General features: G+C 64.6%; 23 protein-coding genes. 6 read left to right on the top strand and 17 right to left on the bottom strand.

Features of this window, described 5'->3' with window-relative positions:
* Positions 1 to 9: 9 nt before the first annotated feature.
* Both DSM43276_RS06215 and DSM43276_RS06210 read right to left on the bottom strand, forming a co-directional pair.
* Positions 10 to 798 (bottom strand): SDR family NAD(P)-dependent oxidoreductase, encoded by a 789-nt coding sequence (locus DSM43276_RS06215; RefSeq protein WP_078329576.1) that lies wholly within the window; start codon positions 796 to 798, stop codon positions 10 to 12.
* Positions 795 to 2,252, bottom strand: coding sequence for a cytochrome P450 (locus tag DSM43276_RS06210; protein WP_078329602.1), 1,458 nt, complete (start codon positions 2,250 to 2,252; stop codon positions 795 to 797). Before DSM43276_RS06210 ends, DSM43276_RS06215 begins: the two co-directional genes overlap by 4 nt.
* Before the next feature lie 131 nt (positions 2,253 to 2,383).
* Between DSM43276_RS06210 and DSM43276_RS06205 the strand changes: the two genes are divergently transcribed.
* Positions 2,384 to 3,019 carry a TetR/AcrR family transcriptional regulator gene (locus DSM43276_RS06205; RefSeq protein WP_078329575.1) on the top strand — a complete coding sequence of 212 codons (636 nt, stop codon included), beginning with the start codon at positions 2,384 to 2,386 and terminating at the stop codon, positions 3,017 to 3,019.
* Here DSM43276_RS06205 and DSM43276_RS06200 read toward each other — a convergent pair.
* From DSM43276_RS06200 to DSM43276_RS06190, 3 genes are all read right to left on the bottom strand, one after another.
* Entirely contained in the window at positions 3,016 to 3,891 is an 876-nt protein-coding gene (locus tag DSM43276_RS06200; RefSeq protein ID WP_211196713.1) for a glycine betaine ABC transporter substrate-binding protein, read from the bottom strand. The two genes, DSM43276_RS06205 and DSM43276_RS06200, sit on opposite strands and share 4 nt — an antisense overlap.
* Positions 3,878 to 5,020: an NAD(P)-dependent malic enzyme gene (locus DSM43276_RS06195; protein WP_191986638.1), complete on the bottom strand. Its 1,143-nt coding sequence runs from the start codon at positions 5,018 to 5,020 to the stop codon at positions 3,878 to 3,880. Before DSM43276_RS06195 ends, DSM43276_RS06200 begins: the two co-directional genes overlap by 14 nt.
* Positions 5,021 to 5,104: 84 nt before the next feature.
* Positions 5,105 to 5,716 carry a MarC family protein gene (locus tag DSM43276_RS06190; RefSeq protein WP_078325258.1) on the bottom strand — a complete coding sequence of 204 codons (612 nt, stop codon included), beginning with the start codon at positions 5,714 to 5,716 and terminating at the stop codon, positions 5,105 to 5,107.
* A gap of 95 nt (positions 5,717 to 5,811) precedes the next feature.
* Between DSM43276_RS06190 and corA the strand changes: the two genes are divergently transcribed.
* A complete protein-coding gene (gene corA, locus DSM43276_RS06185; RefSeq protein ID WP_078329572.1) occupies positions 5,812 to 6,906 on the top strand; it encodes a magnesium/cobalt transporter CorA in 1,095 nt (364 codons plus the stop codon).
* A gap of 6 nt (positions 6,907 to 6,912) precedes the next feature.
* On the opposite strand, the gene DSM43276_RS06180 is transcribed toward corA, so the two are convergent.
* The 6 genes from DSM43276_RS06180 to DSM43276_RS06155 form a co-directional block, all read right to left on the bottom strand.
* The gene (locus DSM43276_RS06180; protein WP_078329571.1) at positions 6,913 to 7,518 is read right to left on the bottom strand and encodes a suppressor of fused domain protein; all 606 of its coding nucleotides are present in this window, start codon (positions 7,516 to 7,518) and stop codon (positions 6,913 to 6,915) included.
* 11 nt (positions 7,519 to 7,529) lie between these two features.
* Positions 7,530 to 8,714 (bottom strand): ABC transporter ATP-binding protein, encoded by a 1,185-nt coding sequence (locus tag DSM43276_RS06175; protein WP_078329570.1) that lies wholly within the window; start codon positions 8,712 to 8,714, stop codon positions 7,530 to 7,532.
* Positions 8,715 to 8,716: 2 nt separating this feature from the next.
* The gene (locus DSM43276_RS06170; RefSeq protein ID WP_412458663.1) at positions 8,717 to 9,526 is read right to left on the bottom strand and encodes a carbohydrate ABC transporter permease; all 810 of its coding nucleotides are present in this window, start codon (positions 9,524 to 9,526) and stop codon (positions 8,717 to 8,719) included.
* A gap of 29 nt (positions 9,527 to 9,555) precedes the next feature.
* Positions 9,556 to 10,458, bottom strand: a complete 903-nt coding sequence (locus tag DSM43276_RS06165; RefSeq protein ID WP_078329601.1) for a carbohydrate ABC transporter permease — start codon at positions 10,456 to 10,458, stop codon at positions 9,556 to 9,558.
* Between the two features lie 8 nt (positions 10,459 to 10,466).
* Positions 10,467 to 11,894: an ABC transporter substrate-binding protein gene (locus DSM43276_RS06160; protein WP_078329568.1), complete on the bottom strand. Its 1,428-nt coding sequence runs from the start codon at positions 11,892 to 11,894 to the stop codon at positions 10,467 to 10,469.
* 186 nt (positions 11,895 to 12,080) lie between these two features.
* Positions 12,081 to 12,602: a YflT domain-containing protein gene (locus tag DSM43276_RS06155; RefSeq protein ID WP_078329567.1), complete on the bottom strand. Its 522-nt coding sequence runs from the start codon at positions 12,600 to 12,602 to the stop codon at positions 12,081 to 12,083.
* A gap of 148 nt (positions 12,603 to 12,750) precedes the next feature.
* Between DSM43276_RS06155 and DSM43276_RS06150 the strand changes: the two genes are divergently transcribed.
* On the top strand, positions 12,751 to 13,398 hold the full coding sequence (locus DSM43276_RS06150; RefSeq protein WP_078329566.1) for a DUF4190 domain-containing protein: 648 nt from the start codon (positions 12,751 to 12,753) through the stop codon (positions 13,396 to 13,398).
* On the opposite strand, the gene DSM43276_RS06145 is transcribed toward DSM43276_RS06150, so the two are convergent.
* Together DSM43276_RS06145 and DSM43276_RS06140 are read right to left on the bottom strand one after the other, a co-directional pair.
* A complete protein-coding gene (locus tag DSM43276_RS06145; RefSeq protein ID WP_078329565.1) occupies positions 13,395 to 14,348 on the bottom strand; it encodes an HpcH/HpaI aldolase/citrate lyase family protein in 954 nt (317 codons plus the stop codon). The genes DSM43276_RS06150 and DSM43276_RS06145 overlap by 4 nt on opposite strands.
* A 24-nt stretch (positions 14,349 to 14,372) precedes the next feature.
* Positions 14,373 to 15,323 (bottom strand): oxygenase MpaB family protein, encoded by a 951-nt coding sequence (locus tag DSM43276_RS06140; protein ID WP_078329564.1) that lies wholly within the window; start codon positions 15,321 to 15,323, stop codon positions 14,373 to 14,375.
* Positions 15,324 to 15,639: 316 nt separating this feature from the next.
* Here DSM43276_RS06140 and DSM43276_RS06135 point away from each other — a divergent pair, with 316 nt between their 5' ends.
* Both DSM43276_RS06135 and DSM43276_RS06130 read left to right on the top strand, forming a co-directional pair.
* A complete protein-coding gene (locus DSM43276_RS06135) occupies positions 15,640 to 16,914 on the top strand; it encodes a lytic transglycosylase domain-containing protein (RefSeq protein WP_078329563.1) in 1,275 nt (424 codons plus the stop codon).
* A gap of 23 nt (positions 16,915 to 16,937) precedes the next feature.
* Entirely contained in the window at positions 16,938 to 18,074 is a 1,137-nt protein-coding gene (locus tag DSM43276_RS06130; RefSeq protein ID WP_109556090.1) for an Mrp/NBP35 family ATP-binding protein, read from the top strand.
* Here the strand turns inward: DSM43276_RS06130 and tatB are convergent.
* The 4 genes from tatB to sigE all read right to left on the bottom strand — a co-directional run bounded on the left by tatB (position 18,071) and on the right by sigE (position 21,296).
* Positions 18,071 to 18,481 (bottom strand): Sec-independent protein translocase protein TatB, encoded by a 411-nt coding sequence (tatB, locus tag DSM43276_RS06125; RefSeq protein ID WP_078297480.1) that lies wholly within the window; start codon positions 18,479 to 18,481, stop codon positions 18,071 to 18,073. The two genes, DSM43276_RS06130 and tatB, sit on opposite strands and share 4 nt — an antisense overlap.
* Entirely contained in the window at positions 18,481 to 19,959 is a 1,479-nt protein-coding gene (gene htrA, locus DSM43276_RS06120) for a serine protease HtrA (protein ID WP_078329562.1), read from the bottom strand. The genes tatB and htrA overlap by 1 nt, the downstream gene beginning before the upstream one ends.
* A 9-nt stretch (positions 19,960 to 19,968) precedes the next feature.
* Positions 19,969 to 20,412, bottom strand: coding sequence for an anti-sigma E factor RseA (rseA, locus tag DSM43276_RS06115; protein ID WP_109556089.1), 444 nt, complete (start codon positions 20,410 to 20,412; stop codon positions 19,969 to 19,971).
* Positions 20,413 to 20,522: 110 nt separating this feature from the next.
* Positions 20,523 to 21,296 (bottom strand): RNA polymerase sigma factor SigE, encoded by a 774-nt coding sequence (gene sigE / locus DSM43276_RS06110; RefSeq protein ID WP_078329561.1) that lies wholly within the window; start codon positions 21,294 to 21,296, stop codon positions 20,523 to 20,525.
* A gap of 132 nt (positions 21,297 to 21,428) precedes the next feature.
* Between sigE and DSM43276_RS06105 the strand changes: the two genes are divergently transcribed.
* A complete protein-coding gene (locus DSM43276_RS06105) occupies positions 21,429 to 22,118 on the top strand; it encodes an O-methyltransferase (RefSeq protein ID WP_372990582.1) in 690 nt (229 codons plus the stop codon).
* The last annotated feature ends 14 nt before the right edge of the window (positions 22,119 to 22,132 follow it).

The raw sequence follows: 22,132 nt of genomic DNA, 5'->3' as shown, positions 1-22,132 counted from the left end.
TCGAGTAGGTCAAATGCGAGCAAGCACGTTGCCGAACGAAGCCGGCAGTGCACGAAGCGCGTGGTAGGCCAGTCGAGACTCGATACCGACAGGCACGATCGAGAGATTGTGTTGGGCAGCGCGAACGATGGCTCTGGCCACAGCATCTGGTGGATGTCCCAGCTTGAAACCCCTCGCCATCATTTCCTTTTCCTCGTTGACAGCGCCGCGCAAGCGAGTGTGCTCCAGAATCGGCGTCTTGATCACCCCGGGGCAGATGACACTGACTCCAACACCGCGGCTCGCCCAATCCGCCCGCAGACAGCGAGAAAACATGATGACCGCCGCCTTGGATGCGCAGTAGGAAGCCATTCGGCGGTTGGGGATGTACCCGGCTCCCGAGGCCACATTGACCACGTGCCCTGATCCACGCGCCACCATATCGGCCCCGAATGCCCGGCACCCGTGGGCGACACCGTCGAAATTGATGGACCTCAACCACACCCAGTCCTCGACCGTGGTCTCCAGAAAATCACCGCCGACACCGACACCCGCATTGTTGACCAGGATGTCCACAGGCCCGTGCCCGGCTCTGATACGCGCCGCCGCCTCATCCACCGATTCGACATGGGCTACGTCGCACTGGTATCCGAAAACCCGCCTGCCGCCGTGCCGGGCGACGCCCACCAACGCCTGCAGTGCGTCCTCGTTGATATCCAGGCCGATCACCTCGACACCCTGGCCTGCATAGCGTTCCACGGTGGCAGCGCCGATCCCACTGGCCGCACCCGTAACCACGACGCGTTGTGGCACCTTCATGCCGACCGCCGCCTCCGGGCAATGACCTGGAGTCCATGGCGAGGACGCAGCGTCAGGGTCGCCTCAGGGTCAACCGGGTGCCCCGGCTTGAGGTCAAAAATGAAGTGCTGACTCAAGATAGCCGTCACCAACACACCCTCCATCACGGCGAAACTCTGGCCGATGCAGATACGTTTTCCGCCACCGAAGGGCACATACGCACTGCGGGGGCGCCCCTTGCCCATTCCGGGCAAGAATCGCGAGGGATCGAACTCCTCCGGGTTCGTCCACCACCGCGCATCGTGGTGGACCAGATGTCCAGGCAGCATGACGGTCGTTCCCTTTCGGATACGGTGGCCGTCAATGACGTCGTCCTTCACGGCGACTCTCGGAATGACCCACGCGGGACTGTAGAAACGCATTGCTTCCATGAAGCACGCAGTCGTCCATGGCAACTGCGCCAGATCGTCCGCACCCGGCGTACGCCCCTGCAGTGCCGAGTCGATCTCGTCGATCATCCGATCACGGACCGCAGGGTTCAGAGCCAACAAGTACCACATCCACGACAGCGCATTGGCGGTCGTCTCATGGCCGGCAAGCATGAAGGTTATCGACTCATCCCGGACACGCTTGTCCGGCAATGGCTTACCGCCTTCAGCCTCGGTGGTCAACATGTAGTTCAACAGATCGAGCCCATTCGTCGGGTTCTTCTTGCGTTCGTGCACCAAATCCCATACCGACTTGTCGAGCGACTTCGCGACGACCTGCATGGTCCGAAAAGGCCACGGAAGCGGGATGGGCAAGAACGCGCCACGCATGACCGCCCGGAACATCCACCGGGGAGGTTCCACTACGAGAAACAGCCGCAACAACAGCTCACCGAATCTGAGTCCGGCGGTGACCTTGTCGGACATCTCATCGGAGATCGCACCAAATTGCTTGCCGAACAAGGCGTTTCCAACCACGTTAAGGGTCAGCTTGACCATAGCGTCCGATAGGCTCATTTCCGTCGAATCCGGCCGGGACTGCAGTTCTTCCACCAGATCGTCGATTGGGGCCACCATCAAATCCACAAGCCCGTTGAGTCTGCGCTTCGCGAACATGGGATTGAGCAATGCGCGATGCCACTGCCAGGACTCCTCCTCGTCGGTGAACAAGCTGACGCCCAGCAGTGCCCTCAACAGCTCGTACTCAAACGACTTGTAATAGTTCAGCCTGCCGGCATGCAGGACGTGATCGATGTACTCCGGATGGGTGAGGCACACGAATCGTCTAGTGCCACATCGGAAGCGGGAGATATCGTGTCCAGCCACCCGCCTGACCCAGCCCTTGTTGATATCCAGGCCGTACCGCGCCATCTGAACGCTCATCGACACACCGTTGAGATATGTGGCCGGCGCTCCGGAAACGACCACCGACTTACCGGCTGGGCTGGCCGGGCACGCTTCGACACCCTGGACCGCTGCAGACGCCATTGTCTTCACCTCTCCGGTAGGCGAGATCCGAGATCTCCGAATCATCATCTGGTCTCATATGAGACCATTTACATTAGAGCGCTAACCGTCAAAGTTTTCAAGGAGTCAGCAAGATTTGCGATCATCGACAGATGCGCCGCACGTCTGACCTCTACGGCGGCCAAACGCACGCGCAACGACGGCAGGAGCGTCGTTCACGGTTTGTCCGCGCAGCCTTCGACATCTGGCGCGAGTCTGGCTGGGCAGCGGTGACGATGCGCAAAGTATGTGCGCAGACGACCCTGAACACCCGATATTTCTACGAGGACTTCTCAGATAGAGACGACCTGCTGGTCGCGGTATGGGAAGGCATCCGAGCCGAACTACTCGCCGCGCTGTTGGAAGTAGTCGCCCTCGATCCGGCACGGCCTCCACTGGAGACACTCAGCCAGGCACTCCGCACGCTCGTCACGTGGGTCGCGGACGATTTTCCCCGCGCGCAGGTGCTCCTGGGCGCCCACACAGGTTGTCCCGCACTCGAGAAAAAGAGGCAGGCCTCGCAGCGGGAACTGATTGAACTCATGATCGACACCGGTAACCCTCATCTGCGACCAGATGCGGACCCCGACGCATTCCGAGTCGACGTCACCATCGGCCTCCACGGATTCAGCGGCATGCTGAGCGAATGGCACTCCGGCGCACTCGTCCTCACCGAGGCACAGGTCGTCGATCACGTAACCCGGCTCGCCGCTACCATCGCGAACCAGCACATCAACACCGCCGGCTAGCGCACCAGTATCTGATGGTCGTTGAGCCAGGTATCCACCACACCCTGGGTATCTGCGCCGCTCGATACCTCTCGAGTCATCGCAGCCAGATCACCGGTGGTCAGCTCGCCGGCAACCTTGTTGAGCGACAACACCTGAGGCTCGGACAGCTCATTGCGCCGGTACAACGGCACGACGTTGTTGGCCGGAAGCCAGCTCTTCTCGTCGTCGACCACGGTAACCCCCGCCGCGGGAAGAGCAGGATTGCCGGTTGACGTCCAGGCGACCGCTACTTCCCCACGCTTGAGAGCAGCGAAAAGTTCACCAGTGTCGGGGAATTGACGCGGATTACCCGTTGGACAGGAGCCGATGCGCACCACGGGAACAGGCTCCGAACCCGCCTGGCCGGCGCGCGCCAGTGCATCGCAATGCCGCGCGAGCCCGGCCAATGTGGGCTTGGACGAAACACTTGTCGCAACGGATGGAACCGCCACTGCTGGGCGATCTTCAGCCGTCCCGTAATCGGCCGCCGCCACACCGGCGGGCAGCGAGGCGATCATGGCCTGGTAGGTGATCTCTTCGTCCCCACTGGGCCGTTGCTGCGGCGCGAATTGGCGCAGCAGCCTGCCGGTGAATCCGGGTGCGACGCTCGCGATGCCCGTGTCCAATTCCGCCACCGGATCAGCACTCTCACGCACCTTGGTGTCTATACCGGTCGCCTTCACCACCGCCGCATAGATATGCGCGAGCACCCGATACTGCGGGTCATTCGGTGTGACCACCGTCAAATACGGTGCCGGGCCATGGTTTTCCGAGCAACCGGCGAGAACGGACACCGCAACCAGCAGCACCGCCGTCCATGCGCGGAAAGTCAAACGGCTAATCGACCTCATGTGCAACAGCCTGGACCGCCGCGGCCACGGCGGGTCCGACACGCGGATCCAGCGGGCTGGGCACGATCTTGTTGGGCGCCAGATCGGGTTCCACTACCGAGAAGATTGCCTCGGCCGCAGCCACTTTCATCCGCTCGGTGATCTTGGTGGCCTCGGCGTCCAATGCCCCGCGGAATACGCCGGGGAACGCCAGCACATTGTTGATCTGGTTCGGGAAATCGCTGCGTCCGGTCGCGACGATCGCCGCGTATTTGGCCGCCACGTGCGGGTGAATCTCGGGGTCGGGGTTGGAGCATGCGAAGACGATGCTTTCGTCGGCCATGGTCGCGATGAGCGACTCGTCGACCTTTCCGGCCGAAACACCCAGGAACACATCGGCACCGGCGAGCGCCTCCGCCTGTCCGCCGGTGAGACCACGCGGGTTGGTGCGCGCGGCAAGATCCACCTTGAACTCGTTGAGGTCATCGCGGCCCGAGTGCACGATGCCCTTCGAATCCAGCACCGTGACATCGGTGATCCCGTCGGCCAGCAGGATGTTCGCGCACGCGACGCCTGCCGCACCCGCACCGGAGATCACTACCTTGAGCGACTGCTGGTCGCGGCCCAACACCCGGGATGCACCCATGAGCGCGGCCAACACCACGATGGCGGTGCCGTGCTGGTCGTCGTGCATCACCGGACAGTCCAGCGCCTCGATCACACGCCGCTCGATTTCGAAACAGCGTGGCGCCGAGATGTCTTCCAGGTTGACCGCACCGAAGGTGGGGCGCAGCCGGATCAGCGTCTCGACGATCTCGTCGGGATCCTTGGTGTCGAGCACGATCGGGATGGAATTGAGCCCGGCGAAGGTCTTGAACAGCGCGCTCTTGCCCTCCATGACGGGCAGCGATGCCGACGGACCGATATCGCCGAGACCGAGCACCGCGCTGCCGTCACTCACGACCGCGACCAGGCGATGCGCCCACGTGTACTTCTTGGCCAGGCTGGGGTCGGCGGCGATGGCCCGCGACACCTGTGCGACACCCGGGGTGTAGGCGATCGACAGTGCACGCTGGGTATCCAGCGGCGACTTGAGCTCTACCGACAGCTTTCCATCGATATGCGCTTCGAAAATCTCTTCATCTGTCACGACAACGTCGGATGCGGTCACAGCGTGAGACTACTGGCCGCCGTGGAGGTCACTTCTCGCGACTCTGGAACTGTGAGCGGCCCGTTACGCACCCGCCACGAATCCACGTACCGACTCGGCGATCATCTGCACCGCGATGGCGGCCAGTAACAGACCGGCCACCCGGGCCAACAGCATGATTCCGCCCTCCCGCAGCACCCTGATCAGCACCGTTGAGAATCGCAGTGTCAAGTACAGCACCAGGTGCACACACAGGATCGCGGCAGCGATGGCCAGATATGTACCCACCTGCCCCTGCGCCTGACGGACCGCGATGATGGTCGCCGCAATCGCACCCGGGCCTGCCATCAGCGGAGTACCGAGCGGCACCAGGGCCACATTGACGCCACTGTCCGCGTCATGGCTGGTGGCCCCGCCCATCAACAACGACAGACCGGTGATGAGCAACAGCAGCCCGCCGGCGCCCTGCAGCGCGGGCACCCCGATATGGAGGTAGGCCAGGATCGCCTGGCCGCCTATCGCGAACATCGAGATGACCGTCAACGAGACCGCCGGTGCCTGCCAGGCAGCGCGATGTCGTTCGGCGGCCGGCTGGCGGCCCGTCAGCGACAGGAACACCGGTACCACACCCGGGGGGTCCATGATCACCACCAGGGTGATGAACACTGAGGTGAACACCGCGATATCGAAGGTCACGACTTCAGTGTCCCAGGCCGTCCCACAGCTTCGCGGGTTACCATCGCGCGGAACGGTTACGCAGAACGATTGGTTGCGAGCAGGGAGCCCACATCATGGCGCGATTTCCGTCGGTCAATCCGTCATCGTTACGTTCACCCGTGCGTGCGCGCCCGCCCCTCCCCGACGCCAAACGCATCCCCGTCCCTCTCGCCCGTGCCATCGTCGACTGCGGCGTCTACGTCGACGGGGTGCGCCTGCCGGGGAAGTACACCCCGACCGCCGCACTGGAGAAGGTGCGCTCACTGGATCGTGGATTTGTCTGGGTGGGCCTGCATGAACCCGACGAACATCAGATGGAGGCCGTCGCAGGGCCCTTCGGGTTGCACCGGCTGGCCGTCGAAGACGCGGTGCACGCACACAACCGCCCCAAGCTGGAGCGATACGACGACACCCTTTTCCTGGTCCTGAAGACCGTCAATTACGTTGAGCACGATTCAATTTCGACAGCACGCGAGATCGTTGAGACCGGCGAGATCATGATCTTCGTGGGCGGCGACTTCGTCGTGACGGTGCGCCACGGCGACCACAGCGGCCTGGCGAAGGTGCGCGCACATATGGACGCCGACCCCGACCACATGCGGCTGGGCCCGTATGCCGTCATGCACGCGATCGCCGATCGCGTCGTCGATTCCTACCTCGAGGTCTCCGATCTGGTGGAGGACGATATCGACTCCATGGAGGAGAACGTCTTTTCGCCACGGTCGGCCACCGACATCGAACATATCTACATGCTCAAACGTGAAGTGGTGGAGCTGCGCCGGGCGATCAGCCCGCTGTCGGTAGCGCTGAGCAAGCTGACCCAGGACCACAACGACCTCATCGCCAAGGAAGTCCGCCGTTATCTGCGCGACGTGCTGGATCACCAGACCCATGCCGCCGACCAGATATCCAGCTACGACGAGATGCTCACCTCCCTGGTGAACGCCGCGGTCGGCAAGGTGGCGATGCAGCAGAACACCGATATGCGCAAGATCAGTGCCTGGGTCGCCATCGTCTCCGTACCCACCATGATCGCCGGGATCTACGGCATGAACTTCGATTTCATGCCCGAGCTGCATCAACCGTGGGGCTACCCGGTGGTGTTATTGGTCATGGTCAGCGCCTGCACGTTCGTGTACCGCACCTTGCGGCGCAACCGCTGGTTGTAACCCCGGCTACGACGGCTGCGCGTGCGCGCGCGACGGATCCTTCACATCGATATCGGCCTGCTGCCAGGCGTCCCTCAACGCCTCGGCGCCCTTGAGCCGCACCCAGGCCGCTTCGTTGGCGGTGATGGGCACCGCCGCCAGGAAACGCACCGGTGATAGTGGTTCGGGCAACGGAAGATCCGGGATATCGCCGGCCTGTAGCAGCGCCGCGGTGTACGCCTGCCGTGCCGGATCATCCCAGAGTGGCTGACCGAGGTCGACCAGCGCGTCCTCGGTGAGCACCAACCCTTCCACCGCGGGCGAGGCGGCCAGCACTGCAAGAGATCGGGCCAGGCCGGGAAATACACTGCCGTGCAGGCTGATCGACACTTCGGCGCGCGGTCCCAGTTCCTCGGAGGTCAGCATCTCCCCCGGGTCGCTCATCGGGTACCGCGATGCCCCCACGGACACGAAATGCGACACCCCGGAATCATCGGGACCATAGCGCAACAGCTCGTAGGGTTCGGACCCAAGAAAGGTCACCGAGGCCGAATCCGGCTCCCCCACACCGAGAGTGCCGAAATGACTGGACAGATGCGCGAGCACCCGACGGACAATGTCGTCCGAAGTCATTCCAGCGCTATTCACTCGCCGATGGCGGGCAGGGAAAGGTTCTCCCCCGACACGGCATCAAAGATCACCAGCTTGCCGGTGTCGATGATCAGCTCGATGGGCTGCCCCTCCACGACCTTCGAGGCCGCCGAAAGCCTTGCCACGAATTCGTTCTCGCCAACCTCGGATTCCTGGGCGAGTTCGGTCAGCTCTTCCGAATGCGCCGCACCGCCCTCGGTGGTGAAGTGCACGTACTTGTCCGAACCCAGCGACTCCACCACGTCGGCCTTGACGGTGAGCGTCAAGCCGGTGATCCGCTTATAGGTATCTACCAAGGCGGCGTCCTCGAACTGCTCGGGCCTAATGCCCACGATCACATCGCTGCCCAGGACGCCGGCCTTCTTGGCAGAGACATTCGCGTACACGCCCGCCTCGAGCGTCACCTCGCCGAAGGGCAGCTGCACACCGATATCGGTGAGTGCCGCCGGAAAGAAGTTCATGGCCGGGGAACCGATGAAGCCGGCCACAAAGAGGTTGGCCGGCGTGTCGTAGAGCTCCTGGGGCGCGCCGATCTGTTGCACCTTTCCCGCACGCAGCACCACCACGCGATCCCCGAGCGTCATCGCCTCGGTCTGATCGTGTGTGACGTACACGGTGGTGGTGCCCAGTCGCTTTTGCAGCCGCGCGATCTCCGTGCGCATCTGCACCCGCAATTTGGCATCGAGATTGGACAGCGGCTCGTCCATGAGGAACGCCTTCGGGCTGCGAACGATCGCACGGCCCATCGCCACTCGCTGCCGCTGACCGCCAGAGAGGTTCGCGGGCTTGCGATCCAGATAGTCGGTCAGATCCAGGATCTTCGCGGCCTCTTCGACCTTGGCGCTGACATCGGCCTTGCTCATCTTGGTCAGGGTCAACGGAAAGGCGATGTTCTGCCGCACCGTCATGTGCGGATATAACGCATACGACTGGAAGACCATCGCGATATCGCGGTCCTTGGGCGCCTTCTCGTTGACCCGCTCACCGGCGATCGTCAGCTCACCCGAGGAGATGTCCTCAAGTCCGGCAATCATGTTCAACGTCGTCGACTTACCGCACCCCGACGGCCCGACCAGGATGATGAACTCGCCATCCGCGATGTTCAGGCTGACGTCCTGTACCGCCGCGGAACCATCCGCATACGTCTTGGACACCTGGTCGAGCACAATCTCAGCCATCGTTAACCCTTCACTGCACCGGAGGTCAACCCGGCAACGATCCGTCGTTGGAATATGAGCACGAAGATGATGATCGGCACCGTGATGACGATGGCGCCCGCGGCGATCGATCCGGTGGGTTCCTCGAATTGCGAACTGCCGGTGAAGTTCGCGATGGCGACCGGGGCGGTGATGGACCGGTCCGTTGCCGTCAGCGAGATCGCCAGCAGCAGGTCATTCCAGGCGAAGATGAATACCAGGATCGCGGACGTGACGATGCCCGGCGTGGCCAACGGGGCGATAACCTTCCAGAAGGCCTGTGCCGGTGTGGCGCCATCCATCTTGGCCGCCTTCTCCAGTTCCCAAGGGATCTCACGGAAGAACGCCGAGAGCGTGTAGATGGCCAGGGGCAACGCGAAGGTGATGTACGGGATGATCAGCCCCGGCCAGGTGTCGAACAGGCCGACCGAGCGCTCGATATTGAAAATTGGTGTCACCAGCGAGATCTGCGGGAACATCGCGATGAGCAGGGCCGCACCGACGAGCGCCTTCTTCCCGGGAAAGTCCAGCCGTGCCACCGCGTAGGCGGCCATGGTGCCCACGCTGACGGCGATCACCGTCGCGATGAGCCCGATGCCGATGGAGTTCACCAATGCCGAGGTGAACACGTTCCCGCTGAAGATGCCACGGTAGTTATCGAGCGTCACCGGCCACGGGAAGAACTTGCCGTCCTTGACCGTCGAGGTGGGTTTGAGCGAAAGGCTCAGCACCCACAGCACCGGCACCAGCGCGTAACAGAGCACCAATACATTGGCGATCGCCCACCCCGACAACTGCCGAGCACGCGCTGGATTCGTGCGGGTCACCGTCTTGCCCCCTCGTCATCCGCTGTCGGCGCCGAGGCGCCGAAACCCTTGATGAAGATGAAGGCGATGACTGCCACACACAGGAAAATCAGGACACTGATCGCCGAGCCGAGCCCGACATTGAAGGCCTTGAACAGATTGTCGTACCCCAAAATCGATACCGACCCGGTGTTGTTGCTGCCACCGGTGAGCACGTAGATGTTGTCGAAGATCCGGAAGGCATCCAAGGTACGGAACAGCAGCGCAACAAGAATCGCGGGTTTCATGATCGGGATGGTGACGCGGATCAGCCTGCTCCACCCGTTGGCACCGTCGACCTGGGCGGCCTTCAACAAATCGTCGGGAACCAGTGCCAAACCGGCCAGCAACAGCAGTGCCATGAACGGCGTGGTCTTCCACACCTCGGCCAGGATCACCACCGCAAGCGATGGAAGCTGCTGTGTCAGGGGCGCACTGCCCGAAGGGAGCAGATTGGCCAGGTATCCGGTGCCCGGCGTCCACGCGTAGTACCAGCTGTATGACGCTGCCACGGTGACGATTCCGTAGGGGATCAACACAGCGGTGCGCACGATCCCCTTGCCGAAGATCGTCCGATGCATCACCAGCGCGAGGGTCAGCCCGAGCACGAGCTCGATGACCACCGAGATCACCGTGATCGCAAGGGTGACCACAAGGGCGCTCCACCAATATCTGTCGGTCAGCACCGTGATGTAGTTGTCGAACCACACGAACTTGCGATCCTGCGGACTGGCGAAGCTGTACTTCTGCAGGCTCAGCCAGACGGCATAGCAGATGGGGTATGCGGTAACCGCGAGCATCAGAATCGCGGCGGGCGCGATGAGCAGTAGACCGAGGCGGCGCTCGGCCTTCTTTCCGTCGGAGGCGGCCACGTTGGTCACCGATCTGATCACGGGATCAGCCCCCGTCCGTCAACGGCCTTCTGCACCTGATCGGTCAGCAAGTCGGCGGTGCGCTCGGGATCGATCGCGGTGATCGGCGCCAGTACCGCCGAGATTCTCGTCGAGATGGCTTGGTAATAGGGCGAGGCCGGACGCACCGCGGCGTTGGCCAGCTGCTCGCGGATGATCGCGTACGCCGGGTACTTGGCCTGGAACTCAGGATCGTCGTACAGGGAAGCGTCCACGGCGGGTAGCCCGCCCTCGATCGCCGTCGCCTTCTGATTCTCCCGGCTGCGCAAGCAGTTCAACGCCTCGAACGCTTGCGCCTTGTATCGCGTTGTCCTGGCGACCGCGATGTTCAGTCCGCCGATGGTGACCTTGGCGGGCCGACCGGCGACCACCGCCGGATATGGGGCGAAACCAAGTGCCGCACTGGCGGCCTCATACGCGGCGGTGAACTGCTCATCGCTCGGCTCGAAGCGGCCCGCTGCGCCGATCGCACCCGTCAGATCCGGTCGCCGGTCCAGGCGCAGGAACGGCACCCCGCCCTTGATGGCGTTCTCCATCATGCTGGCCATCACGAACGGCCAATTGACCTCGAACGCCGCATCGCCCCGCTCGAGCGCCAAACGCGCAGTGCCCTCATCGGTCTGGGTGATCGAAGGGTCGGCACCGTCTGCTGTCGCTATCGATTTGATGATCCGCAATGCGGTGACCGTGGCGGTGCGGTGCTCCGGGGTATCGGTCAAGGTGACCGTCTTACCGTCATCGGCCAGAACGGAGCCGCCGGCACTGGCCAGCAGGGTGTTGAACAGCACTACCAGACCTTCGTACTGCTTGCCCTGCAATGCAATCCAACTAGGCCCGCCAGAACGTGCGAAACCCTCGGCATCCTGCACCGTCTGATCCCACGTCTCGGGCGGTTCGGGTATCAGGTCCTTGCGGTACCAGAGCAGTTGGGTATTGGTGCTCAAGGGGGCCGCGTACAGCTTGTCGTTCCAGCGGGCGCTCGCCAACGGGCCCGCGAGGGTGTCGCGCTGCGCGTTGGCCTCGGTGACACCGGCAGGGTCATCGGAAAGCGGCAGTGCCCAACCCGCTTCGGCGAACTCCGCGGTCCACACCACGTCCATGCCCATCAGGTCCAGGGTGCGATCGTTACCGGTCAGTCGGCGGGCAAGCTGCAACCGCTGCTCGTCGGCCCGCTTCGGGAGGCTCACCTGCCTGATGGTGAACCGGCCGCCCAGTTCTTTGTTGCATCGCTGGGCGGCCGCGGTGAAGGTCCCGGCCTCACTGGCCGGCGTATAGAAACGGATGATGACGTCGTTATCGTCGGAGCGGGCACATCCCGTCAGCGAGGCCAGCGTCAGGCAGGTCAGCAGGGTCGAGCCCAGCGCCACACCCTTCCGTCGGAACCATCCGGCCGACGACTCCAGCACGACCGCCTCCTGGTCCGTTGACGCGCCTCGGCACCTCCGTGTGCCGGCACGGCGGGCACACCCGTCCCGCGCGGCAACCGTAGAGCTAAAACCAGGTGACATGCAACATGTTCGGTGCGCGCGTCCCGCCATCCGGGGTGTGGGCAACGCCGCAGGCCAGCGCCATCCGGCACGAGCCGATGGGGCCTAGATAGCCAGTTTGGCCAACATGTCGCGCGCGGCCTCGGCCTGTCCCGGCTCGCACAACACGTCATATCGTCCCGCGACGAGCTGCATGGTTGATGCGAAATCTCGTGTGCCCCTCGTCATCGCATAGGGCACCGCGGCGGTGACCAGTCCGAAGACCAACCCGACGGTGAGACCCACGATGAGTGAGCCGGCCAGATTCGTACTGAACATCCCCAGCACCAGACCGATGAACAAGCCCAGCCAGGCCCCGCTGAGCATGCCTCCGCCCAGCACCTTGGGCCACGACAATCGGCCGGTCACTCGCTCGACCTGCATCAGATTCACTCCGACGATGGTGACGTTCTCTACCGGGAATTGCTGATCGGACAGGTAGTCAACGGCACGCTGAGCCTCCGCGTACGTCGGGTACGAACCGATGGGCCAGCCTTGCGGCGGCGTCGGCAGGGACAACGACGAAGACAAGGGGGAACGCGGTGACGTCGAGCGCTGTTGTTGCCCGGGTGTGAGCGGTTGTCCCACGGGTTCGGTCCTCCTGCAGAGAGTCAGTGATGCATAGCTAGCACCTATTTAACGCCCGCCGGCACCAGATGGTGCCCCTTTGACCGCTACCTGCGACTTCCCGCCCGCAGCGCGGCCAGAAACCCCCTCGATACGCTAGGTTTGCGCCATGACTACCCCGGGTAACGAATCCTCCGGCACCGGTCCCGACGCGTCGTCCGGATACGAGTACCCGTCCCTGGAACAGTCCGCCCCACCGGCCGATGCCGCGTCCTCGGCCAGCCAGGTACCGCCGGGCATTCCACCGGCGTGGGAGACCCCCGGTGCCCCACCGTCCTACCCTGCCTATCCGCCCGCTTACCCGACCGCGCCTCCCGCCTATCCCACCGCGCCTCCGCCGTATCCGACGGCACCGCCCGCGTATCCCCCGCCGTACGGCCAGGCATATCCCCCGTATCCGTCGGGACAACCGGGCGCATACCCGCTACCGGGTTATCCCGCCGCCGGCGGTTATCCCGGATATCCGGCGCCCGGATACGCCGACCCGTACGGGTATGGCGCATACGGGCAGACCGGCGGCACCAACCCGCTGGCCATCGGATCTTTGATCGCGTCGATCGTCGGCGTCTTCTGCGGCATCGGATCGATTGCCGGCGTCATCATGGGCTTCATCGCGCTCAACCAGCTCAAGACGTCACCGCAGGACGGCAAGGGCGTGGCCATCGCCGGGATCATCATCGGTGCCGCGGTCATCGTGTTCTGGGTACTGATCATGATCATCGGCATCGCTTCGGGCGGCAGCTCGAGTTCGTATTAGCCCGTCGGGGGCTCGAACGGGGGCGCCTGCCGCGCCATCCCCGCAGCACGGCCCTTGCCCGCGATCACCAGCGCCATCTTGCGACTGGCCTCGTCGATCATCTCGTCTCCCAGCATCACCGCGCCCCGTGCGCCACCCGCCACCGAGGTGTGCCACTCGTAGGCGTCCAGGATGAGCTCGGCCCTGTCGTAGTCCTCCTGGCGCGGGCTGAAGATCTCGTTGCCCGCCTCGATCTGCGCGGGGTGCAGCACCCATTTCCCATCGAAACCCAACGCGGCCGAGCGGCTCGCCGCGACGCGGAAGGCAGCGACGTCACGCACCTTGAGATAGGGGCCGTCGATGGCGTCGAGTCCGTGCGCCCGCGCGGCAACCAGGATGGTCATCAGCACGTGGTGATACGCCTCGCCGTCATAGCCGGGAGGCTGCTCCCCCACCACCAGGGTGCGCATGCCCAGGCTGGCCATGAAGTCGGCAGGACCGAAGACCAGCGACCGCACCCGTGGGCTTGCCGATGCGATCGCATCGATATGGGTGAGTCCCGCGGCGCTTTCGATCTGCGCCTGGATGCCGATCGCGCCCACCTCAAGCCCGTGTGATCGCTCGACCTGCGTCAGCAGCAGATCCAGGGCCGTGATGTGCGAGGCGTCCATGACCTTGGGCAGCAGGATGTTGTCGATGCCGGCGCCGGCCCGGGAAACCACCTCCACGACATCGGCGTACGTCCATTCGGTGGTCCAGTCGTTGACGCGCACCGACCGCAGCTGCCCCGACCATCCTGGTGCGTTCAAGGCATCGACGATGCGCTGGCGCGCCTCTACCTTGGCAGGTGCCGCGACGGCGTCCTCAAGGTCGAGGAAGATCTCATCCGCGGGAAGGGTTTTCGCCTTGTCGATCATCTTCTGGCTGCTGCCGGGGACGGCGAGTGTGGTGCGGCGCGGTCGATAGGTCACAGCTAGCCAGCGTAAAGCGCCGTCCTATGCGGTGGCTCGCCTGCCGTACCGCTCCTTGGCCTCGGCGGGTGTGACGGTGACCGTACGCACCGGAGCCTTGGCGGCGTGGAAGTCACGCAGGGTCGTCGCCGTCATGGGCAACTTGGCGAATCGCGCAACGGAGTCTTCGATCGCCGGAACGCTGGCGATCGACATGGCTGCCGACACCAACGGCCGGTACGCCACATCAACAATTCCGGGCTGGTCGAATTGGCCCAGCTCACGCATCCAGCGCGGCAGCGTCGCGATGGTCGCCGGAGCCATCAGCCGACTGACCGCCCAGAACCGCAGATTGCTGCCCGAGCGCGGGGTGCGCAACAGGTAGTGCATGGCGTGCTGCGCACGCTCGGAGGTGCACAGCGTGGGGCGCATCTGGGCGAAGTACTCGCGAACCTCGTCACGCGACCGCGGTACGTCGGCCGGATTGACGGTCTGCAGTTCGGCCGCGGTCACGCACTCGGACCAGTAACGGTTCTCTTCGGCCTGGCTCAACGGCCCGGGCCCGTACATCTCGTAACACTTGAGCACCGAATGCCAGCCAGTCACATGGATCCACAACTGCGAGGCCGGATCGTTGGCGCTGTAGCGCTTTCCCGTCACCGGGTCGATTCCCTTGGAACGGGCATGAACCTTCTGTAGGTGCTCGGAGGCCTCGACCGCGGTACGCGAATCAGCGGTCGCGACGATGAGGAAGTAGGCGAGGGTCCCGTCCATCCGTCCCCGCGGATCCCGATAGATGCCCGCCGAATCGGCTACCGCGGCGGCCAGGTGGGGCTCGAAATGTTCCAGCACCACCGAGCGCTGGAAACCGATCAGCGCGGTGGGGCTGCTCCACACCTTCCAGGTCGGCGAGTCCGGCCCAAAGAATCCGTAGTCCTCGCGGGGCCGATCGGAGCCAAGTTCCCAGTGGACGGCAACGTCCGGTGATGCAGTCATGCTGTAACGCTATCAATTGATTGTGTTTACGTCCAGACACTGACCGTAAGTCATATTCATCGCGATTCACGCAGCGTGAGATAGCCACTCGCCCATTTTGCGAGGCGCTTCCCGGCCGAACCCGGCATGCTCAGGGGGGATTCGTCGGCGTTCCGCGGTTCGCTGGGGTTTGCCCATTTTGCAACCGGACCGTCATCTCGCCGGTATGGTTGCTCCGGTTCACATCGGTCACATCCGTCACGACTGCATACGTCAGAATGGTGCCGACAGATGGGACCCATATGTGTAGAACAGGGGCCCGAGAGATAGGGGCGCGGTGAAGCTTCCGGGTTGGGTTGCGTCGTCGGTAAAACATGCCCGCGACGTGGCGCTACGCGTCACCGGCGCACCCGTGCCCTGGCTTCGGGTCGGCGGACTGAGCGCCTTGGTGGTCGTCGGCTCCGCCGTGGCCGCCAGCAGTGCACAGGTCAGCGGGCAGGCCGTGGTGCCCATTCCCGTCCCACTGGCCTCGGTGGCCGCCGCGCAGGCGGATATGGGTCCGCTGAATCTCGTGACCGTGATGCGCCCGCCGACGCAATACCGCGTGGCACCGAGCGCTGCGGTCGCACCACCGCCGCCGGGGATCGTGATGGCACCTGGGGGACTCGGCATCCCGAAGATCGCATTGGACGCCTATCAGAACGCCGAACGGATGATGGCCAAGGCCGCACCCGGTTGCGGAGTGAGCTGGAACTTGCTGGCGGGTATCGGCCGGATCGAATCGGGCCACGCCAACAACGGCGCCACCGACGTGAAGGGCCGCGTGGTCCGGCCTATCTATGGTCCGAGTCTGGATGGCACCCTCCCGGGTAACGAGGTCATCGTCGACCATGAGCAGACCCGCACTCAGGGTGCGCAGGTATACGTCCGGGCCATGGGACCCATGCAGTTCCTGCCGAGCACCTGGAACCACTACGCCTCCGACGGTGACGGCGACGGAAAGGCCGACCCACAGAACGTCTTCGACGCGAGCCTGGCCGCCGCCCGCTATTTATGCAGTGGCGGATTGAATTTGCGGGATCGCTCGCAAGTGATGTCATCCATCCTGCGCTACAACAACTCGGTGGCGTACGCGCAGAATGTGCTCGCCTGGGCCGCCGGCTACGCCACCGGGGTAATCCCACTCAACCTGCCACCGCTGACTGCCGCCGATGTCGCACCCGAACGCAAGGCGCACCTGGGCGGCGGCGAATCGCGGGGGCTCGGGCCGGGCTCGGTGACCGACGTCGCCGCACTCTCCCCCAACGATCCCCTGGCCCAGCTGCCCATCGTCACCCCGCTGACACCAGACCGGGTTGGCGTGGCGGGCACACCCGGAGCCGTGGCGCCCGCTCCCGAGGCGCCTCAGGCACCGTGCATGTTCTTCTGCGCGCCGCCGCCTCCGGCCGAGCCCGTCAACCCGTTCGCGCCGCAGCCCCCCGCCGAACCGTTCAACCCGTTCGCGCCTGCTCCTGCCCCACAGCCGTTCAACCCGTTCGCTCCGCCCCCGCCGCCGGTGGAGCTGGGACCGGCCCCCGGACCAGCGCCGGGACCGGCAGCGCCAAAGCCATAAACGGCACGCCCTAGACTCGGGTAGTGACATCCGAGCTCACCACGGCCGTGCGCAGTGCACTCGCCGGGGTAATCGACCCCGAACTTCGCCGTCCCATTACTGAATTGGGGATGGTCAAGGACATCACGTTCGATGACGCCCACAACGTCGAGATCGGGATCTACCTCACCACCTCCGCGTGTCCGAAGAAGGCCGAAATCTCCGAGCGGGTGACCCAGGCCGCCGCCGACGTCGATGGCGTCGGCACCGTGCGCGTGCTGCTGGATGTCATGGACGACGAGCAGCGCACCGAACTGCGCAAGCAGCTGCGCGGCGACAGCGCCGAGCCCATCATCCCCTTCGCCCAGCCCGGCTCCCTCACTCGCGTCTACGCGGTGGCCTCCGGTAAGGGTGGCGTCGGAAAATCAAGTGTCACAGTCAACCTCGCGGCGGCGATGGCGGCCAAGGGACTGTCGGTCGGATTGCTCGACGCCGACATCTACGGCCACTCGGTACCGCGCATGATGGGCACCTCCGACCGTCCCACCCAGGTGGAGCGGATGATCTTGCCCCCGGTGGCGCACGATGTGAAGGTCATCTCGATCGCCCAGTTCACCCAGGGCAACACCCCGGTCGTGTGGCGCGGGCCAATGCTGCATCGCGCCCTGCAGCAGTTCCTGGCCGATGTGTTCTGGGGAGACCTGGACGTGCTGCTGCTGGACCTGCCTCCGGGTACCGGCGACGTGGCGATCTCGGTGGCACAGCTCATTCCCGGCGCCGAGATTCTGGTGGTCACGACGCCGCAGCAGGCGGCCGCCGAGGTGGCCGAGCGTGCCGGGGCGATCGCGACCCAAACCCGTCAGCGCATCGTCGGTGTGGTCGAGAACATGTCCTGGCTGGTGTTGCCCGATGGCACCCGCATGGAGGTGTTCGGATCCGGCGGCGGCGACGCTGTTGCCGAGAGCCTGACCCGCGTGGTGGGTACGAAAGTACCTCTCCTTGGCCAGATCCCGCTGGATCCCGCGGTACGCGAAGGCGGCGACGACGGGCTGCCGATTGTGCTCAGTCAGCCGGATTCGGCTGCGGGCCAGGCACTGCGGGCAATCGCCGATAAACTCTCGACACGTAGCCGCGGTCTGGCGGGCATGTCGTTGAACATCGATACCGCCCGACGCAACTAGGTCGCGTCGGCGTCGAATCGGGCCGGGCCAGACTCTGCGGGCTTGGTGAGTTCGGGGTTCACCACCGGCGTGGGCATTGGCTCCGACACCGCCTTCTTCACGTCGTCGAGGGGTTTGGTCAACGAATCGAGCACCGAATCATCGCCGTCCAGCAGATGTTTGGTGATGACGGCACGCGGCGTCATACCCCGCAGTTTCTGCAGTTCGGCGAGCGGCTTGCGTACATCGTCGAACTCCGGGCCAAGCTCCTCACGCAGGGAGGCCGTCGCACCACTGGCGTAGTCGCGGACCTTGCGCAGCGATTCAGTGGTCCACTGAATCGCCCCCGGAAGCCGCTCGGGACCGAGCACCACGAGCCCCACGACCAGTAGGACCAACAGCTCCCCCCAGCCGACACTGCCGAACATCAGGAGCCGTCTGGGCCGGGAGTAACTTTGAGCTCGACGGGGCGCCCCTGGCGCAGCACCGTGACGGTGGCTTCCTGTCCAATCTTCAACTGTCGCACCGCGACCACGAACTCGTCGGCATCGGCCACCGTGCGGTTACCCACCTTCACGACGACATCGTTCTCCAACATGCCGCCCTTCTCGGCGGGGCTACCGGCCTTCACGTTGGCCACCTCGGCGCCCGTGGCGGTCGCATTGCTGACCGTGCGGCTGCTGATGCCCAGTGTCGCGTGCACGACCTTGCCGTCACGGATCAACGTCTGCGCGACGTCGGCAACCTCGTTGATCGGAATGGCGAAGCCCAGGCCACTTGAGCTGTCGCTCAAGGACTTTCCAGCGGTGTTGATCCCGATCACCTGAGACTTCATGTCGATGAGCGGGCCACCGGAGTTGCCGTGGTTGATGGCGGCGTCCGTCTGCAGCGCATCGATCACCGTGTCGGTGTCGCTGCCCTCACCCGAGAGCGGCACCGGACGATGCAGCGCACTGATGATGCCGCTGGTCACGGTGCTCCGCAGACCCAGCGGTGAACCGAAGGCGATGACCTCGGCCCCCACCGAGACCTTGTCGGAGTCACCCAGGCGCGCCACCGACAGGTTGTCGACGTTGTCCACCTTCAACACCGCGATGTCCGTCTTCGGGTCACGTCCCACGAGATTGGCGGGCACCTTTTTGCTGTCGTTGAAGATCACTTCGATCTTGAACTTGCCGGGATTCTTCGCGGCATCGGAGATCACGTGATTGTTGGTGACGACATAGCCCTTGGGGTCGATGACGACTCCTGACCCCTGCGCCACCTCGTCGTCCGAGCTGGCCTCGATGGTCACCACCGCACCCTTGACCGCGTTCGCGACCGCGGTAAAGCGGGACTCGTCAGGCTGGGTGCTGTCATCGGTGGTCAGCGTGACCTTCGATGTGGTGAAGGCCTGAACCACCTCGGCCGTCTTACGGCCGATAATGCCGCCGACCAGGCCGATCACCAGTGCGATGGCCGCAAGAATGGCGAGCGCCGGAATCGAGACCCGGCCACCGAAGAGAACATCCCGGACGCCCAGCTTCGGGGCTGGCGTGCCGTCCACCGAGACGGGCGCCTTGGTGACCCCGGGCTTGCCCAGCTGAACCTGCGCCGTCGGGTCGCGCCACGGATCCTCCGCGGCGTCCGGACCGTCATCGGCGGCGTTGAGCTTGCCGGTATCGGCGGGATGACGTTGCAGGGAAGTAGTGGTGTTATCGGGTCGCCCGAAGGCCTGTGCCAGCACCGGATCGGGCGGCCCGACTCGCGGTGTGTACTCCCCCTGGTCGCGGTACTTGTCCAACCCCTGGAACGAACCGGATACCCCCGAAGGACGGCCAAAAGCCCGCTGCGAAGCCGGATCGACGGGCGGCCGGTCGACCGGGCGCGGCGCCAACCGAGGAGCGGTGTCCTGTTTTGCGGTCACCGGCCCACCCTACCGGCGCTTACGGCGTACGCGGCTATCTGGTCGCACCGCGTCATCGCCCAACGCGGGCGGCAAGTCGCCGTCATGTGACGACGGTTGCGGCGGTACCGCCTCGTGCGGGATATGCGGAATCTGGCTGAGTAACCCGAGCAGCGATCCGGGCACCCGGATACCGCCGGAATCACGCAGTGCGCTGCGCGCTTGGCGCTGCGCGTCGATCTCAAGGGCACATTCGGGGCACATCGACAGGTGGTGCGCCGCCCGTAGGTGCGCGCTCATCCGCAGTTCGCCGTCCACGAACGCCGCTATCGCCTCCGTGGACAGATGCTCGGTCGATCCGAACTGGCGGGGAGCACCGATCGGCGCCTCACTCTGTGAGGCGAAGGGGGACGGCAGCCGCGAGAACGACGAGAAACTCGAGAACGCTCGCCGGAACGAGCCGCTATCCACCACGGCAACGCTCCCTTCGGTCCGGAACGGCCGGCGGACTCGTACCGACCTAACTCGAAGATAGCGCGCGAACGTACTCATTGCGTACCAACCTGCACCAACGGTGTCGTGCGCTATTCGGCGGCCGCGAGCGCGGACGTCGAGGAGTGCGCGGCCAAGTGCTCACGGATCGCCTGCCGACCGCGGTGAATGCGGCTGCGGACGGTGCCGAGCTTCACATCCAGCGTGGCGCCGATTTCCTCGTACGACAGACCTTCGATATCGCACAGCACCACCGCGGCGCGAAACTCCGGAGCCAGCGCGTCCAGCGCGGCCTGTAGATCAGCGCCCAGCTGAGCGTCGTGGTAGATCTGCTCGGGATCCGGATCGGTCGCGGGCACGCGGTCGTAGTCCTCGGGCAGGGCCTCCATGCGGATGCGTCCGCGGCGGCGGACCATGTCGAGGAACAGGTTTGTGGTGATGCGGTGTAGCCAGCCCTCGAAGGTGCCGGGCTGGTAGTTCTGCAGCGAGCGGAACACCCTGATGAAGGTTTCCTGGGTCAGGTCCTCGGCGTCTTGCTGGTTGCCCGACAGACGGTAGGCCAAGCGATACACGCGGTCGGCATGCTGACGAACCAGCTCATCCCAAGACGGCATGGCTGCCTGGTCTCCGGTGGCATCGAATACCGCGGTCCCGGATAGTTCTGCGGGATCGATAGCCTCGACGAAGTCGGTGTATTCGGCCGACTCGCTGATACCCGTAAGCGAAATCGCGTGTTCCTCCTGTTCGGTTGTGGCGGCCTCACCCACGACGGGGAGGCTGTCAGCCTGCTCAACCCGGCTGCCATGGGTGTTATTCCCGGCGTGGGCCTGCGCGGCGGGGCGCGTTTTCAGGATGGATCGCGACATAGCAATGACCTTCTACTACCGAGGTGTGGGCCACTTATGAGGCAACTTAACTCTTCCTGAGAATGCGGTCTCGATCCGATCTCACCAGGAGTTCCGGAACAGGAAAACGCCCCGATCGGTCACGGGTCCGGCGTGTCGCGGGACATATCCACTCCCGCTCGACAGGATCGAATCGTGACCAGCAGCGCAGACCGATCCCGCGTCGAGGCGATGGTCAGCCACGCCGAGGGCGCCATCTCCGAAGACGACATCGTCGCCGCCGCCCGGGAACGTGCCGTTGACCTGGGCGCGGGCCCCGTGACGCCCGCAGTCGGCGCCCTCCTGAGTGTCTTCGCACGTCTTTCCGGCGGCAAGGCCGTCGTCGAGGTCGGCACGGGCGCGGGGGTCAGCGGCCTGTGGCTGCTCTCAGGAATGCGCGAGGACGGCGTGCTGACCACCATCGACCTGGAACCCGAGCACCAGCGCAGTGCCAAACAGGCGTTTTCGGAGGCGGCCATCGCGCCGTCGCGCACCCGCGTCATCGGCGGGCGTGCTCAGGAGGTGCTCCCCCGGCTGGCCGACGAGTCGTACGACCTCCTTGTCATCGACGCCGCGCCGGCCGATCAACCCGAATTCCTGGCCGGGGGCATTCGGCTGCTGCGCCCGGGCGGGGCGGTCGTTATCCACGGGGCATCCGCCGGTGGGCGCGCCGGTGATCCGGGAGCCAATGATCCCGACGTGGTCGGAGTCCGCGAGGCGGCGCGCATCATCGCCGACGACGGCCGGTTCACCGCAGTGCTGATCCCGCTGGGCGACGGCCTGCTCGCCGCTACCCGCGACTGACGTTCCAACATTCC

This window comes from Mycobacteroides salmoniphilum (assembly GCF_004924335.1).
GTDB classification, from domain to species: Bacteria; Actinomycetota; Actinomycetes; order Mycobacteriales; family Mycobacteriaceae; genus Mycobacterium; species Mycobacterium salmoniphilum.
This window is presented reverse-complemented; position numbering and strand designations above follow the sequence as displayed.